Origin of the sequence: Pseudomonas sp. Irchel s3h9, assembly GCF_900187475.1 — a bacterium.
Lineage (GTDB): Bacteria > Pseudomonadota > Gammaproteobacteria > Pseudomonadales > Pseudomonadaceae > Aquipseudomonas > Aquipseudomonas neuropathica.
Map to the genome: position 1 here is coordinate 26,087 of NZ_FYDH01000022.1, position 14,674 is coordinate 40,760.

General features: G+C 57.9%; 12 protein-coding genes. 1 reads left to right on the forward strand and 11 read right to left on the reverse strand.

The window, feature by feature from the left end:
• Positions 1–102: 102 nt before the first annotated feature.
• The 8 genes from CKW26_RS27570 to puuE all read right to left on the reverse strand — a co-directional run bounded on the left by CKW26_RS27570 (position 103) and on the right by puuE (position 8,269).
• Positions 103–888, reverse strand: coding sequence for an outer membrane protein OmpK (locus tag CKW26_RS27570; RefSeq protein ID WP_007913962.1), 786 nt, complete (start codon positions 886–888; stop codon positions 103–105).
• Between the two features lie 374 nt (positions 889–1,262).
• Complete coding sequence (locus CKW26_RS27575) at positions 1,263–2,048, reverse strand: outer membrane protein OmpK (protein ID WP_016982869.1); 786 nt, start codon at positions 2,046–2,048, stop codon at positions 1,263–1,265.
• 163 nt (positions 2,049–2,211) lie between these two features.
• Positions 2,212–3,570 carry a nucleobase:cation symporter-2 family protein gene (locus CKW26_RS27580; RefSeq protein ID WP_095050913.1) on the reverse strand — a complete coding sequence of 453 codons (1,359 nt, stop codon included), beginning with the start codon at positions 3,568–3,570 and terminating at the stop codon, positions 2,212–2,214.
• Between the two features lie 170 nt (positions 3,571–3,740).
• Entirely contained in the window at positions 3,741–5,051 is a 1,311-nt protein-coding gene (locus CKW26_RS27585; protein WP_095050914.1) for a urate hydroxylase PuuD, read from the reverse strand.
• 51 nt (positions 5,052–5,102) lie between these two features.
• A complete protein-coding gene (locus CKW26_RS27590; RefSeq protein ID WP_034151759.1) occupies positions 5,103–5,606 on the reverse strand; it encodes an ureidoglycolate lyase in 504 nt (167 codons plus the stop codon).
• 141 nt (positions 5,607–5,747) lie between these two features.
• On the reverse strand, positions 5,748–6,743 hold the full coding sequence (alc, locus tag CKW26_RS27595) for an allantoicase (protein WP_007913974.1): 996 nt from the start codon (positions 6,741–6,743) through the stop codon (positions 5,748–5,750).
• Positions 6,744–6,830: 87 nt separating this feature from the next.
• Positions 6,831–7,346, reverse strand: a complete 516-nt coding sequence (gene uraD / locus CKW26_RS27600) for a 2-oxo-4-hydroxy-4-carboxy-5-ureidoimidazoline decarboxylase (RefSeq protein WP_047292945.1) — start codon at positions 7,344–7,346, stop codon at positions 6,831–6,833.
• The gene (gene puuE / locus CKW26_RS27605; RefSeq protein WP_093441662.1) at positions 7,343–8,269 is read right to left on the reverse strand and encodes an allantoinase PuuE; all 927 of its coding nucleotides are present in this window, start codon (positions 8,267–8,269) and stop codon (positions 7,343–7,345) included. Before puuE ends, uraD begins: the two co-directional genes overlap by 4 nt.
• Before the next feature lie 421 nt (positions 8,270–8,690).
• Between puuE and uraH the strand changes: the two genes are divergently transcribed.
• Positions 8,691–9,044: a hydroxyisourate hydrolase gene (gene uraH / locus CKW26_RS27610; protein WP_003223171.1), complete on the forward strand. Its 354-nt coding sequence runs from the start codon at positions 8,691–8,693 to the stop codon at positions 9,042–9,044.
• A 133-nt stretch (positions 9,045–9,177) separates the two neighbouring features.
• Here the strand turns inward: uraH and CKW26_RS27615 are convergent, their stop codons facing one another.
• The 3 genes from CKW26_RS27615 to CKW26_RS27625 all read right to left on the reverse strand — a co-directional run bounded on the left by CKW26_RS27615 (position 9,178) and on the right by CKW26_RS27625 (position 14,646).
• Positions 9,178–11,064, reverse strand: coding sequence for a hypothetical protein (locus CKW26_RS27615; protein ID WP_095050915.1), 1,887 nt, complete (start codon positions 11,062–11,064; stop codon positions 9,178–9,180).
• 49 nt (positions 11,065–11,113) lie between these two features.
• Entirely contained in the window at positions 11,114–12,892 is a 1,779-nt protein-coding gene (locus CKW26_RS27620; RefSeq protein ID WP_095050916.1) for a hypothetical protein, read from the reverse strand.
• 80 nt (positions 12,893–12,972) lie between these two features.
• Positions 12,973–14,646 carry a hypothetical protein gene (locus tag CKW26_RS27625; protein ID WP_095050917.1) on the reverse strand — a complete coding sequence of 558 codons (1,674 nt, stop codon included), beginning with the start codon at positions 14,644–14,646 and terminating at the stop codon, positions 12,973–12,975.
• Between the last annotated feature and the right edge of the window lie 28 nt (positions 14,647–14,674).

Below are 14,674 nucleotides of genomic sequence, written 5' to 3' on the forward strand. Positions count from 1 at the left end.
CCACAGGGCTTTGCGTCGTAAACAGATTTTGTCTACACCAAAGAACTTGTGGGAGCTGGCTTGCCAGCGATGGCGTCCTCGCAGACGCCACTTACACCCGCATCAGAAGTGGAACTTCACCAGGAAGCTCGTGGTGCTCTGATTGGTCTTGAACGCACCGGTGTCGTCGATGCCGTACTTGTCTTTCCAGTAGTCGTACTCCACACCGACGTACAACTGCTTCTCGCCGAAGCTCAGCGCCTTGCCCAGGTCGTATTTGACTTGCGGGTTGAAGTGCAGGTTGGCGTGGTAATCACCCTTGGAGTTGGAGTCGTTGTCGGTGACCCAGTCCATGAAGCCGTCGATCAGGATATCCGACTTGCCGACCGGGATGGTGTAGGACCAGACCGGGGTAATCTGCCAGACGTTGTCACCGGCGCGAGCACCCTGGGTGTGGCGCTGGTAGAAGTTCAACTGGAAGTAGTCGAAGCCCGGGATCGCCAAGTCGAAGCCTGGACCGATCAGGTACGACTCGGTGTCGCCTTCGCCGAACTCGTAAGTCATCGCCACCAGGACGTCTTTGATCGGGCCGAACTCGATCTTCTGGTCGAGCACTTTACCCAGCGAGATGCGCGGGCTGAACTCACCGTAGTAGGTGTTCGGACCATTGCTGAAGTCCTTGCCACCGTTGTAGAAGATCTTGTCGAGGAAGAAGAAGTTGTCCCCGTACTTCCACGCATCGGCGTGCTCGAAGGTGACGGTCTGCTGGATGCGCGGGTTGACCTGGAAGTCCTTGCCATACAGGTAGGTCAGGCTGTTGTTCTGCCACTGCAGCAGGCCTTCGGCCATGGCCTGGCCGCCGGCCAACATCGATCCCGCGAGCATCAGGCTGGTGCACATACGTTTCATTCGGTTGCTCCCAAAGTAGGTGTTCCACGTTATTTTTTTAAGATCGGCGCTCTGGTGTGGCGCCTTTTTTCGTTGCTGCAAAAAACTCATCCGATCGGTCAGCTTCGTTGCTGTTAGCAAGAGCTGAGCCAAGGCTTTGGAAAAGCAAAAAAACACCCGCTCGGCTGCTAAAAAACAGTCGATTGAGTGTGTTTTCGGGATGCCTCGGTACTGACCGGGGCCGGGATAAGTTGGCTTTTCGGTCAGGAATTAAATCCGGGCTTTTTTTTAGACCGAATTCAGGAGGCCGCGGAGAATACTGACTCCTCGGCCAGCTCTCAAGTGCCCCGCAACAGAGCACCGACGACAGGCATGGGGCACGGTTGCGGGCCATCTTAGAAGTGCACCTTGACCAGCAGGCTGGCGGTGTTCTGATTGGTGTCGAAGTTGTGGGTGTTTTCGACGCCGTATTTATTTTTCCAATAGCTGTATTCGGTGCCGACATACAGTTGCTTGTGGCTCCAGCCCAAAGCTTTGCCCAGGTCATATTTGATCTGCGGATTGATGTGCAGGTTGGCGTGGTAGGTGCCGCGTGAGTTCTCATCGTTGTCGACTACCCAATCGAGGTAGCCGTCGATCAGCACATCGGAATTGCCCAGGGGAAAGCTGTAGGACCAGCCGGGGGTGATCTGCCAGACGCCATCGCCGGGACGCGGGCCTTCGGTCTGGCGGCGGAAGATGTTCAGGGTGACGTAGTTGAAGCCGGGCACTTTGAGGTCGAAGCCTGGGCCGATCAGGTAGGCCTCGCTGTCGCCTTCGCCGTACTCGTAAGTCATGGCGAGCAGCACGTCTTTGATCGGGCCGAACTCGAGCTTCTGGTCGAAGATCTTGCCGAACGAGAAGCGCGGGGTGAATTCACCGTAGAAGGCGTGCGGGCCTTTGTTCGCGTCTTCCTTGCCGTTGTAGAAGATTTTGTCGACGAACAGGAAGTTGTCGCCGTACTTCCATTTGTCGGCGTGCTCGAAGGTCAGCGTCTGCTGGATCGACGGGTTGATCGCGAAGTTCTTGCCGTACAGATAGCTCAGGCTGTTGGTCTGCCACAGCAGTAAATCGCCGGCCATGGCCTGACTCGCGGCCAGCAGGCCGCCACTCAACAGAACGTTGGTTTGCGTGCGAATCATCTGTTGCTCCCTCTTGTTTTTATTGTTTGAGGCGCAGAGCTTTTTTTGCCCTTGTAGGAGTGAGCCTGCTCGCGATAGCGGTATGACATTCAACACATCAGTTGACTGAAAAAATGCTATCGCGAGCAGGCTCACTCCTACAGGGGGTACATCGGTGTTGCTGTTAGTGCTGGTGTGCGTGGCAGTCGTTGATCGCCGCGCGCTCTTTGCCGCCGAGAATGTTGAACAGCAAGTTCAGCGTCAGCGCGCTGAGCGTTGCCATGGCGATGCCGCTGTGGGTAATCGGGCTCATCCACATCGGCAAATGCGCAAAAAACTCCGGACGCACCACCGGGATCAGGCCCATGCCGATGCTCACCGCGACCAGCAACTGGTTGCGACGGTCACCGATGTCGGCTTCCTGGAGAATCTTGATGCCGGTGGCCGCGACCATTCCGAACATCGCAATCGCTGCGCCGCCGAGTACCGCCGGCGGAATCGACGCCACCAGAAACGCTGCTTTCGGCAGCAGGCTCAACACGATCAGCAAGCCACCGGCAACGATGGTCACCGAGCGGCAACGTACTCCGGTCATCTGCACCAGACCGATGTTCTGGGCGAACGAGGAGTGGGTAAACGTGTTGAAGAAACCAGCGACAAACGAGGCGCCGGCATCACACAGCAAGCCGCGACGCAGCATGCGCGGGCAGACTTCCTGGCCGGTGATCTTGCCCAGCGCGAGGAACATCCCGGTGGATTCTACAAAGATGATCACCACCACCAGACACATCGACAGGATCGGTGCCAGTTCGAATTTCGGCATGCCGAAATGCAGCGGAGTGACGAACTGAACCCATGGCGCGTTGGCCATGCCGCTCAGGTCGACCATGCCAATCGCGCCGCACAGGATGTAGCCGAAGCACATGCCGATCAGTACGGAAATGTTGACCCAGAAACCGCGCATGAAGCGGTGGACCAGCAGAATAGTGCCCAACACCAATGCGGCGATGGCCAGATAAATCGGTGAGCCGAATTGCGCAGCGGCAGCGCCACCACCGGCCCAGTTCACGGCCACGGGGAACAGCGACAAACCGATCGAGGTGATGACCGTGCCGGTCACCAGCGGCGGGAAAAAGCGCACGACCTTGGACATGAACGGCGCGATGATCATGCCGAAGAAACCGGCGGCGATCGTTGCACCGAAGATGCCTTGCAGGCCGATACCGGGCATGCCGGCCATGGCGACCATGCTGCCGACAGCGGCAAAACTGGCGCCCATCATCACCGGCATGCGGATGCCCATCGGGCCGATGCCCATGGACTGGACGATGGTGGCGATACCGGCGACCAGCAGGTCGGCGTTGATCAGGAAGGCAATTTCTTCACGACTCAGGCCAGCGGCCTGTCCAATGATCAGCGGCACCGCGATGGCACCGCCGTACATCAGCAGAACATGTTGCAAACCGACCAGGATCAGTTGCAAAAGGGGCAATCGCTGAATGGCGGGTGCGTCGGGGATGCGCGCTTTGGACAGCTCGGACATGCAACACCTCGGATCTTTTTATTCTTGTGATTGAACAGCTGCCGGGTTGCTCACAGCTGTTTCTGTGCATCAGGTAACAACCGCGTTGCGGCGAATCGCTGGCAAGCCAGCTCCCACACAGGCAGTGCAAAACCCTGTGGGAGCTGGCTTGCCAGCGATGCTTTTACTGCTTAGTTGGTCTGTGCTCCCTGGGCGATCCATGCACCGATCAGGTCACGTTCCTGCTGGGTCATCTGCGTGATGTTGCCCAGTGGCATGATCTGCGTGGTGATGGCCTGCGCCTGGATGCGCGCCGCGTTCTGGCGGATCTGCTCAGGGGTGTCGAGCATCACACCCGCCGGAGCTGCGCTGAACAGCGGGCTGGTCGGTTTGGCCGAGTGGCAAACCGCGCAACGTTCTTGAATCACGTTGTGCACTTTGTCGAAGGCCGGACCTGCGTTGGAGGCTTGCGCCGGTGCTGCTGCAGGTTCGGCAGGGGCTGCCGGTGCTGCTTCAGCCGGTTTCGCGCCACCGCCCAGTGCCGTTTCCGGCAGCGGTTGGTACTCGATTTTGGCTGGCGCCTTGGCCACTTCCGGCGCGGTCGACATTGGCATCGGGCCGGTGACGTACGCCAGACTGATCATGCCCACCGCTGCCACAGGCAAGGTCCAGGCAAACTTGTGGCTGTCATGACGGGTGTTGAAGTAGTGACGCACCAACACCGCCAACACCGCGATCCCGGCGAGGATCAACCAGTTGTACTGGCTGCCATAAGTGCTCGGGAAGTGGTTGCTGATCATGATGAACAGCACCGGTAGGGTGAAGTAGTTGTTATGACGCGAACGCAGCAATCCTTTGGCTGGCAGCGCCGGATCCGGCGTACGGTTTTCGGCAATCGCCGCGACCAGGGCACGCTGCGCCGGCATGATGATGCGGAACACGTTACCGACCATGATGGTGCCGATGATCGCGCCGACGTGCAGGTATGCACCACGACCGCTGAACACTTTGCTGAAGCCATACGCCGCGCCGATGATCAGCACGAACAGAATGAAGCCGAGCAGAGCAGGGCGTTTGCCCAGTGCCGAGTCGCACAGGAAGGAGTAGATGAACCAGCCGATAAACAGCGAGCCGATACCGATGGCCACGCCTTCAGGGCCGCTCAGGGTGCTGCCCGGAGCCAGCAGGTAGAGCGTTGGATTGGAGTAGAACACCACGCACAGCAGCGCGATACCCGACATCCAGGTGAAGTAGGCTTCCCATTTGAACCAGTGCAGGTTCTCCGGCATCGCCGGTGGGGCCAGTTTGTATTTTTCGAGGTGATAGATACCGCCACCGTGGATCGCCCACAGGTCACCGGCCAGGCCGGTTTTCGGGTTGACGCGGTTGAGGTTGTTCTCCAGCCAGACGAAGTAGAACGACGCGCCGATCCAGGCCACGCCAGTGATCATGTGAACCCAGCGCACGCTCAGGTTCAGCCATTCCAACAGATGTGCTTCCACAGTCTTTACCTCTCGCCTGTCACTCTTGTTGTCGAGTGATCAGACCTTCTCTTATTGGTGGGGGGCGAGGATCAAACGCTCATCCTCTTTGAAAAAATGCTCATCGCAGTTATTGCCTGTGCCACTGCGATCAACCACCAGGAAGTCATCCCGCTTTTCGATCGTCAGCACCGGATGGTGCCAAACGCCGCGATGGTAATTAATGCCCTGCCTGCCGTTGGTGACGAAGGCGCGGACCAAGCCTGATACAGGTTCATCGCCAACTGGCGCGACCACGATCAGAAAGGGGTTGCCGAGCAGCGGAATGAAAGCCTGGCTGCCCAGCGGATGGCGTTCCAGCATGCAAACGGTCAGCGGCATGTCCTGCGCGTCGGCGCGGAAGATGCTGATGATCGCGTTGTCCTCAGGCTGAGCGGTTTCGACCGTCGCCAGTTTATGGAAGCGCATGGTCGAACCGTTGTTGATCATGAAATGATCGCTGCCGTCGGTTTCGATCACGTCACCGAAAGGGGCGAAGGCTTCTTTGCTCAGCGGTTCAATCGTTAGTGTGCGCATGCTGTTCTTCTTTTCGTTGAGTGATCGTTCCCACGCTCCGCGTGGGAATGCAGCCCGTGACGCTCCGCGTCACATCCTGAGTGGACGCAGAGCGTCCAGTGATGCATTCCCACGCAGAGCGTGGGAACGATCATTGCGTTGTTATTTAGCGACCTTGCCGAGAACGCGCAGGCGGCTCACACCACCATCCGGGAACACGTTCAGGCGGATGTGGGTGATCGGGCCCAGCGCCTTGATCTGCTCGACGAAGGTGTGTTCGGCGTGCATTTCCAGTTTCTGGCTTGGCAGCAGTTCACGCCAGAACAGCGACTGGGTTTCGATCTGGCTGTCAGTACCGCCTTTGACGAACGCGCCCTGGATCGAGCAAGTGTCCGGGTAGTTGCCTTTGAAGTGCAGGGTGTCGACGACGATCTTCTCGATCTCGCCCGGGTGACCCAGCGCGACGATGACCCAGTCATTGCCTGGCGTGCGACGACGTGCAGTTTCCCAGCCGTCGCCCATGTTGATGCCACGGCCCGGGTTGAGGATGTTGCTCATGCGGCCGAAGTGTTCGTCGGAGCAGGCGAGGGCGCGGCCACCATTCAGGGCCGCAGCCAAGTCGACTTGCTCGTTGTCGCCAACCGCCGACCAATCGCGGAACGGAATGCCGTACACGCGCAGACGGGCAACACCGCCGTCCGGGTAGATGTTGAAGCGCAGGTGGCTGAAAGCTTGGTCGTTGCTGATTTCGTGGTAGTGATGGCTGTTGCCCTGCAGCTCGACGGCCGACAGCACTTCAGTCCACTGGGTGTTTTCATCAGGCTCGCCCGACGCCAGGAAGCACGCTTCCAGAGAGGCCGATGGCGGGAAGTTGCCGGTGAAGAATGAAGTATCGATGTCCACGCCTTTGATCGAGCCCGGTACGCCCAGACGAATTACGGCGCTGTCGAAGCCTTCGAAGCGCTTGCGGCGTGATTCCCAGCCGTCCATCCACTTGCCGTTGTCATCGAACACGCCCTCCTTCCATACGGCCGGGGTCGGTTGGAACAGACGATTGGCGTCTGCGAACCAGTCATCGGTGACCGAAATGATTTTGGTGCCCAGACGGGCATCGGCCAGGTTGACGAATTTTTCGAAAGGTACGGCGTAAGCTTTCATTCTTCTTGTCTGCCTTTAAAAAAGTGGCTGGGGATGCTTGCAGGACCCTGGGTACTCTCCGCGTTTGATGTACTCGGGTCAGGCTTGCTAAAGAGTCAGTAAACGGAACAGGGCGATCTTGTTGATCTCCGCCAGCGCGCATTTGAATTCGGTATCGACCGAGTTGTGAATGCGCGTTTCGAACGCCGCGAGGATCTGATGCCGGTTGCTGCCTTTTACCGCCATGATGAAGGGAAACTTGAACTTGGCTTTGTAGGCGTCGTTCAGCTCGGTGAAGCGCTGGAACTCTTCGGCCGTGCATTGGTGAATACCGGCGCCAGCCTGTTCATTGGTGCTGGCTTCGGTCAGTTGGCCCTGGACGGCGGCTTTGCCGGCCAGGTCCGGGTGAGCGTTGATCAGGGCCAGTTGACTGGCATGATCGGCGCTCAACAGGATGTCGCTCATGCGCTGGTGCAGGGTTTCGATCTCGTCGATCGAGGCATCTGCGCCCAGGTCGTAGGCCTTCTCGGCCACCCATGGCGAATGTTCGTAGATGTCGGCGAAGGCGTTGACGAAAGCGTCGCGGCTCAGGGTCGACGGTTGCAGGGTTTGAAAGCGGCTCATTTCGCGGCCTCTTGGTACGGGTGAGTTTCGTGCCAGTGACGCGCGATGTCGACGCGACGGCTGAACCACACCTGTTCATGACTTTTGGCGTATTCGATAAAGCGTTTGAGCGAAGCGAGGCGACCCGGACGACCGATCAGGCGGCAGTGCAGACCGATCGAGAGCATCTTCGGCGCTTCGGCACCTTCGGCGTAAAGCACGTCGAACGCGTCTTTGAGGTATTCGAAGAAGTCGTCACCCTTGTTGAAACCTTGCACCTGGGTGAAGCGCATGTCGTTGGTGTCGAGGGTGTACGGGATCACCAGATGCGGCTTGCCGGTCGGGTTGTTCGGTTCCCAATACGGCAGGTCATCGTCGTAGGTGTCGCAGTCGTAGAGGAAACCACCTTCTTCCATGACCAGGCGACGGGTATTCGGGCCAGTGCGGCCGGTGTACCAGCCCAGTGGGCGCTCGCCGGTGATTTCGGTGAGGACGCGGATCGCTTCGAGCATGTGCTCGCGCTCCTGCGCTTCGTCCATGTACTGATAGTCGATCCAGCGGTAGCCATGGCTGCAGATCTCGTGGCCGGCATCGACCATTGCGCGGATCACGTCCGGGTGGCGCTGGGCGGCCATGGCCACGGCGAAGATGGTCAACGGAATGTCGAATTCCTTGAACAGTTTCAGAATCCGCCAGACCCCGGCGCGGCTGCCATACTCGTAAAGCGATTCCATGCTCATGTTACGCGCGCCTTGCAGCGGCTGAGCGGCCACCATCTCGGAGAGGAAGGCTTCGGACTCTTTATCGCCGTGCAGAATGTTGCGCTCGCCGCCTTCTTCGTAATTGAGTACGAAAGACAGGGCGATGCGGGCATTGCCCGGCCAGTGTGGGTGAGGAGGGTTACTGCCGTAACCGATCAGGTCGCGTGGGTAGTCAGCGCTCACTGCAGTCTTCCTTCTTATTCGTTGACAGATGGGTGTGGCGGCCTGGCAGGCTGGCGTCACAGCGATGGGCTGATTGTATACAACTTTATTCGCAATTTGTAAGCCTGAATTTTCGCATTTTTCGCCGACTGTCATCTTTTCCTGGTATTGGCGTGAGCCTGCAAGAAACCTGCCTGACCAGTCAGTTAATGGATAGAAGGTGCAATGTATAGGCGTGTTGCTGGCAGAACGCGGGGAAACCCCCGATTGGCGGGGGTGGTGTGAAAAATGTCGTTTTTATTGTGTACAATTTTTTTGAAAAGTGTCTTAATCAGTCGCTCGCCGCAGCTTTTCGTGCTCCGAATCGGTGCGGTCTCCTTTTTATCTGACTTCGGGAGGCGCGAGGTCTGACTGCTTCCACGCAGGCAGGCGCGCAGAATCAATGGGACGTTTGACAACACACGTTTTGGACGCTGCACACGGTTGCCCGGGCAGTTCGATCAAGGTCGAGCTGTACCGCGTTGAAGGTTCGCACCTGGAATTGGTCGCCAGTGCGATAACCAACAGCGATGGCCGGGTCGATGCGCCGCTGCTGCAAGGCGATGATTATCGTACCGGGGTTTATCAGGTTCAGTTCCACGCTGGCGATTACTACCGCGCCCGCGGCGTTCAGTTGCCGGAGCCGGCATTTCTGGACGTGGTTGTACTGCGCTTCGGCATCTCTGCCGAACAGGATCACTACCACGTGCCATTGCTGATTTCGCCTTACAGCTATTCCACGTACCGGGGCAGTTGACCCCCAAGCAGCTGCCCCCCGCCGGGAAGCGACTGCGCATATAGCTTCTTTGGTCTTTCGCCCGCTCACACTGCGGGCTTTTTTATGCCTGAGTAATCTGCCCGCCTGTGCTGCAGAGAACTCCGGAGCTCATTCAGCTGTGTCGGGTGACAATAAGGTTATGTTCGTGAGTGGGGAGAGGCTCGTTGGTGCCCAGCAAAAAAATGATTCTGTTGGTGTGCAAATGCACCATCAACTCGTCTTTGACCTGCACGTCCATGTTGTCGACAAAGACTCTTTTCTTGAGCCAGGCAACTGGATCAGGGAGAAAAACAGTGTTGTTTTGAATCCTGTCCATTAACAGGATGAAAACAGGATCAACCCCCGTTCGCTTGATCAATAAGGCATTCCCCTGGTTGGCGCCGAAATCATGGGCAATGTAGTAGCCGTGTGCGCTAAGAAGATCTTTGAACAGTGTTCGCGTTGTTCGGCGACCCCTTTGGTGTTGCGAGCCGGAGAACAATTTCGGGTTGAAGTCGATTCTTCGCAGACCTTCAGCGGAAGGTAGCGGCATACGCATGTAGCCATTTACGTCAGTCGCAAGCGGCGAGAGGAGCATCAGCGGGTCGCTCAAGTCTTGACGAGCGACTCTGTTATCGCCCGTGAAAATAGAGCGATTTTCCCAGTACTTGAAAGTCTCGAACAATGCACTGATCCCGGACCCTGTTATTTTCTCGGAGTGACTGGCTCGATTGAACATCTCCCGTGCGGCTTTACTAGCAGAGTGATCGGAAAGGTAGGGGAACTGATCGCTGACATATTGCGTCAGGGTTTTTTCAAATGGCCGACTCTCCACGATTCTCCATGCCGGATTGCCATGCCCCGTATTGCCCTCCCACTTCACCGCCGCCCTGGGTTGCAACTCAGGATTGGTCAGCAGCAACTGTTCGAAAGCATCGAAACGAGTAGCAGAAAACTGTGGCGGCTTGATGAAGGCAAAGGCGTCAATGGCGTGGCTCGGCTGGTCAAGTATCGCAAAGTGCTTGCCGCCGATTTCGATGGAGTCGCCGGCTGACGGTTTCGTCGTGGTTCCCCAGCCTTTCCATAATTCACTGATGCCCATGAGTACGAAGGGATTGAGAGGATCACTGTCTTCTGGCAGTCGAGGGCGTTTACTTGGGCTCGGGCCGGGCTTTTCCGACCGGGGGAGGGCACGGGAACTGCCTGCTTGTGGAGCTTGTTGTGTATCTGTAGTCGTCTGCAATTTACGGCGCCAGACGAATTGCCCGGGAATCTGCTCGAACGCTATATCCGGCACATTGATCGTTGTTGCTGAAGCCAGTTTGTATTCGCCTTGTTCGTTCCTGCGAACCAGGACGGTTCCTTCGGCGATATCGACATAGGTTTTCCCACGCGGCCCTTTGCGAATACCGTCCAGGGACTCCCGCGCGGCAGGGAGAAGGGTCGCCAGGTGCGGGTCGACGAGGATGATCGCTTGTAGTGGTTCGGCAGTCCGTTGCTGCGCAGACAGACTCCTCTGTCTGGAGTGAGCCGCGTACCACTGTGCCTCGATGCGCCAACGTGACTGGCCGTGGATTTTTTTCAGAATGGGTGGTGTCACGCCCGGGGCCGCGGGCCAGGGAATCTGGTAGTGACCGGCGGTGTTGAGTTCAACCCGGTAATGCCGGCCGTCTTCCAGGTGCGCGTAAATCTGGCCGCCCGGGGTCACGAATAACCCGTCGACGGACATGTGCGGCTGTAGAAGAGCGGTTTGTAATACCGGCAGGGATATCTCGGCCAGTCTGGCATTGGTTTCGGTGAGCAGCGGATCCGTTATGTAACTCACCACCACGCGTGGGGCGCCTGCCATTTCACTGCCAGACGTATTGGGAGTGGAAGTGTCGGGCGGTTGCTTCGTACCTGGCGCAAAAATGTCAGAACCCTGGGTGTTTTTGAGGCTGCCATTGCCAGCGGTAGATCTGTTGATCGCGGAGGTGTCGGGCGAAGCAGGGCGGACTGTAGTCTTTGTGGGTTTGGTCATTGAAGTGTCTCTTAGCTGTTCATGTTTTTTGGTTGACTGTCCTGTGCGGTCATTGGTCTTTGAAAATGAACAGCGTTGTCTGCCCCAGAACATCTGTTTGGGTGCCGCCGAGCAGGTAGCTGATCTTTTTTTCTGTGCGGTAAGTCGACAAAGGCTTTGATTCGCTGCTGGATGTTTGCAGCACGACTTCATTGTTCTCAAAAGGCTCAGGCCGAAATCGCTGCAGGCGCCCGTCGTTAAGAGGTGGCAGTTTCAGTACGAACACGTGATCGATTTTCTCGCGGTGAAACAACAATTCGTTTTCCGCAAGCGTGTTTGTCGGGTTGCTCACCACGTAACCGTCATCCTCCAGAATCTGCCTGAACAGCCTTCGCAGATTGGCCGCAGTGGGCGTCGTGGCGTACTCGTTCCAGTGGCGAGAGAAGCGCCCGGGATCAAAATCCAGGCGCATCAGGCCTTCACCCAGCGAGGCAGGAATCGCCAGGGTTGGTTCCGGTCCGGACAGAGGGCGCAACATGAGGAGCGGGTCGGCCAGCTCTCGATTCGGTGCTCTGCGCCGATCCCTGTTGGCCCAGTAACGAAACACTTGGTTCATCAGCGCCAGACCGGGGGCAATGATGATTTCCGATCGGTTCGCCTGATTGAACATGGCCCGGGCGAGTGAATTGACGGATTGATCCGACAAGTATTTGAAGGTTCTGGCGATGTACCGGGTGATCGGCATCTCGAAGGGCACGACACTGTCGAGGACCGTCCATTGGTGGTTTTGTTTAACCGCCCACTTAGGCTGCAGCGACGGGTTGTCCCGCAGCATGTATTCGAAAGCGTCATACAGGGCGGGTGAGAACAACGGATGCTGCAGGTAAACCAGTCGCGGGTTGGTATTCAGGTCTTGTTGCATCACCCGGTAATACTGCCCGTCGATCTCGATATGCTGGCCCAATGCTGGTCGGACACTGTGTCCCCAGTTTCGCCATAAACCGAAACTCAAGTTGATCGCGTCGGGGTTGTCCGAGAGCAGGCTTTCGGTCAGCGCCCGGGTGGCGTCTGTCCCCTCTTCCTGATGCGGGCGTTGTGTAGCCAAATCGGTTAGCCCGGTCTTGCGGCGCCACAGTCGCGTCCCGGGAATCTGTTCGAACAATAGAGCGGATACTTTGCGCGCCGTCGCGGAGGTCTGCTGATAGTGACCGTTGGCGTTTTTACGCACCATGACGGTTCCTTCTGCGGTATCGATATAGGTTTTTCGGTGCTTGTCGTAGCGAACGCCGTCCGGTGTTTGCAGGCGGGGGGAGAGCAGGGCGGCGGCATCGGGGGCGAGGTAGATCGGCTGTTCCCCGGGGATACGCTCAGCGGCTGCAACTGGCCCGTCATTGTCTGGGTTGTGCGCCAGCCAACTGGGTCGTTCGAAGGTCCAGACTGGCTGGCGCTCGGTTTTGATCAGGAAAGGACCCGCCAGATGCGGAGTGAAGTTGAAGGGAATCTGGTAGCGGCCATCGTGATGGATTTCGACCAGCAGATGCCCTGCATTTTCAACATGGGCGTACAGCTTTCCCTCCGGGCTGGTGAACAATCCGCTGTCGGGATCCAGCCTTTGTAGCAGGTGCACTTGATCGGCAGGCCAGCTGATGGAGCGCAGAGCGGCCGCTACCGACACGGGGTAGACGGCGGATGCCTCGTGGACCCGCACCGGCGGTTGACGCACGGAATTGCTCGGCAGGTCTGCAGAGGGTTGCGTGTTTTCGCCGGGGATTCTGGGGACAATGCCAGCGGCATTTGGACGTGTGTCAGGCGCAATAACACCGGCCACACGCTTTGGTGGTTTGACCATTAACTGAATCTCTTGATTTGGATTGTGGGTGTGCAGGTGTCCGGACTTGCGGACGCACCGTTCAGGCGTTCAGCAGCGGCTCAGGCCTCTCTCACAATGAACAGCGTCGGGTAATCAGCGGATATGGGTTGTATACCCCCCACCAGATGGATGACTTCGGTGTGAGCCAACTGCACCTCAAGCGCCTGTTTTTGCGACACGCTGAGCCTCGTCAGATAGGCGGGGTCGATGAGTTCGGTACCTGCGGGTGTGGTGCGAGTAACCTGATTGCCAGCCATGGGTGGCAGCTTCAACACGAATAGAGCGGCAACGCCCGGGCGGTAAAAAATCAATGCACCTTCACTGAGTCGGCGCGTGGTCGGATTAATGCTGTAGCCGTTGTGTTGCAGGATGGTCGCCATCAATCCGCGCAGGTTTCCTGGCGTCGGCGCTGCTGCATAGGGGGCCCACTCTTGAGGAAACCGTTGTGGGTCGAAATCCAGGCGCTGTAATACGGCTGAGTTGTGCGCAGGCAGTGTGAGCAAGCGGCCGCCTGCCAGATGGCCGGGCGATGTCGGCAGTTTTGGCAGCATTATCAAAGGGTCCACCAGTCCGTGTAGCGGGGGTTCGTGATTCACCCTGTCCAGCCAGTGGCGGAAGGTCAGCGCCATCACCGAAAGTCCATGGGCGTTGATGCCCTGAGGCAGTGAAAGCCGATCGAATACCGCCCGCGCGAGGTTGCTGGTCGACTGCTCGGACAGATAGTTGCAGGCGGCGGAAACATATTGGGTGGCGGACATTTCGAACGGTGGAGCGTTGTCCAGAACCTTCCATTGGCCTTCGCGTTTCAGTGCCCATTTCGGTTGGCGCGAAGGCTCATGACGCAGCATGTTTTCGAACGCGTCATAGCGGTCCGGTGCAAATCCCGGGTGTTGCAAATAGACCAGTTCGGTATCGGCACTGACACCTTGCATGACGATCCGAAAGTGTTGCCCGTCGATCTCTATCGACTCGCCTGAATCGGGTTTTGTGGACTTCCCCCAGTTTCTCCACTGACCGGCGGAAAGATCCAGGGCGACGCCCGGCTGGGCTAACAGATGTTCGACCAGCGTGCTGGTACCGGTTGCAACATGGCTCTGTTCGTCCAGGCGTTGGCGCTTGCTCTGGCCGGGTATGGCATCGGTCGCTTCGGTGGACAGTGGATTGATTACGGCTGGGTCGCCTTGCTGCGGCGTGTCGATTTCACGCCAGAGTGTTGTCCCCGGAATCTGTTCCACTCTTTGTCCCGTCGGGGTTGATTCCCCGGCATGTGTCTGTCGCCAGCCTTCCGCAGTTTTGCTCACCATGACCATGCCGCCGACCATTTCGACGTAGGATTTCTTGCGTTTGTCGTAGCGAAACCCTTCTTCAGTGCCTGGTTGCAGCTTCAGTCGGGTTGCCGATTCGGGGTCGATATAGACCGGATGCGCTGGTCTTTCGCTGCTGGAAGCACCGGCCAGCGCAGACGGTCCGGTTTCGATGGATTGCTGCCTCACCCAATCAGAGGTTCGCGCTTCGCTCAATTGGCGATGCCGGGTGAACGGACGACCGACGATGACGCTGGGGCGGTCGGCGGGTGCTTCTGGCAACGCGTGTGATGAAGTGGCTTCGGTGTGCGGAGTGGAATGACCCGGTTCACCGGGAAGTGCTGCAACTGGAACAGGTAAAGGATTGGTTGCTCGGCTAGACGCCTCCGGTGACGCCGTGCGAGGAATTTTCCTGGGTGGTTTTGCCATGGACTTGCTCCGATGAATCGCTGATCAG

Coding starts and splice junctions, on each gene's coding strand:
- CKW26_RS27570 (WP_007913962.1), bottom strand. CDS start 888: ATGAAACGTATGTGCACCAGCCTGATGCTCGCGGGATCGATGTTGGCC.
- CKW26_RS27575 (WP_016982869.1), bottom strand. CDS start 2,048: ATGATTCGCACGCAAACCAACGTTCTGTTGAGTGGCGGCCTGCTGGCC.
- CKW26_RS27580 (WP_095050913.1), bottom strand. CDS start 3,570: ATGTCCGAGCTGTCCAAAGCGCGCATCCCCGACGCACCCGCCATTCAG.
- CKW26_RS27590 (WP_034151759.1), bottom strand. CDS start 5,606: ATGCGCACACTAACGATTGAACCGCTGAGCAAAGAAGCCTTCGCCCCT.
- alc (WP_007913974.1), bottom strand. CDS start 6,743: ATGAAAGCTTACGCCGTACCTTTCGAAAAATTCGTCAACCTGGCCGAT.
- uraD (WP_047292945.1), bottom strand. CDS start 7,346: ATGAGCCGCTTTCAAACCCTGCAACCGTCGACCCTGAGCCGCGACGCT.
- uraH (WP_003223171.1), top strand. CDS start 8,691: ATGGGACGTTTGACAACACACGTTTTGGACGCTGCACACGGTTGCCCG.
- CKW26_RS27615 (WP_095050915.1), bottom strand. CDS start 11,064: ATGACCAAACCCACAAAGACTACAGTCCGCCCTGCTTCGCCCGACACC.
- CKW26_RS27620 (WP_095050916.1), bottom strand. CDS start 12,892: ATGGTCAAACCACCAAAGCGTGTGGCCGGTGTTATTGCGCCTGACACA.
- CKW26_RS27625 (WP_095050917.1), bottom strand. CDS start 14,646: ATGGCAAAACCACCCAGGAAAATTCCTCGCACGGCGTCACCGGAGGCG.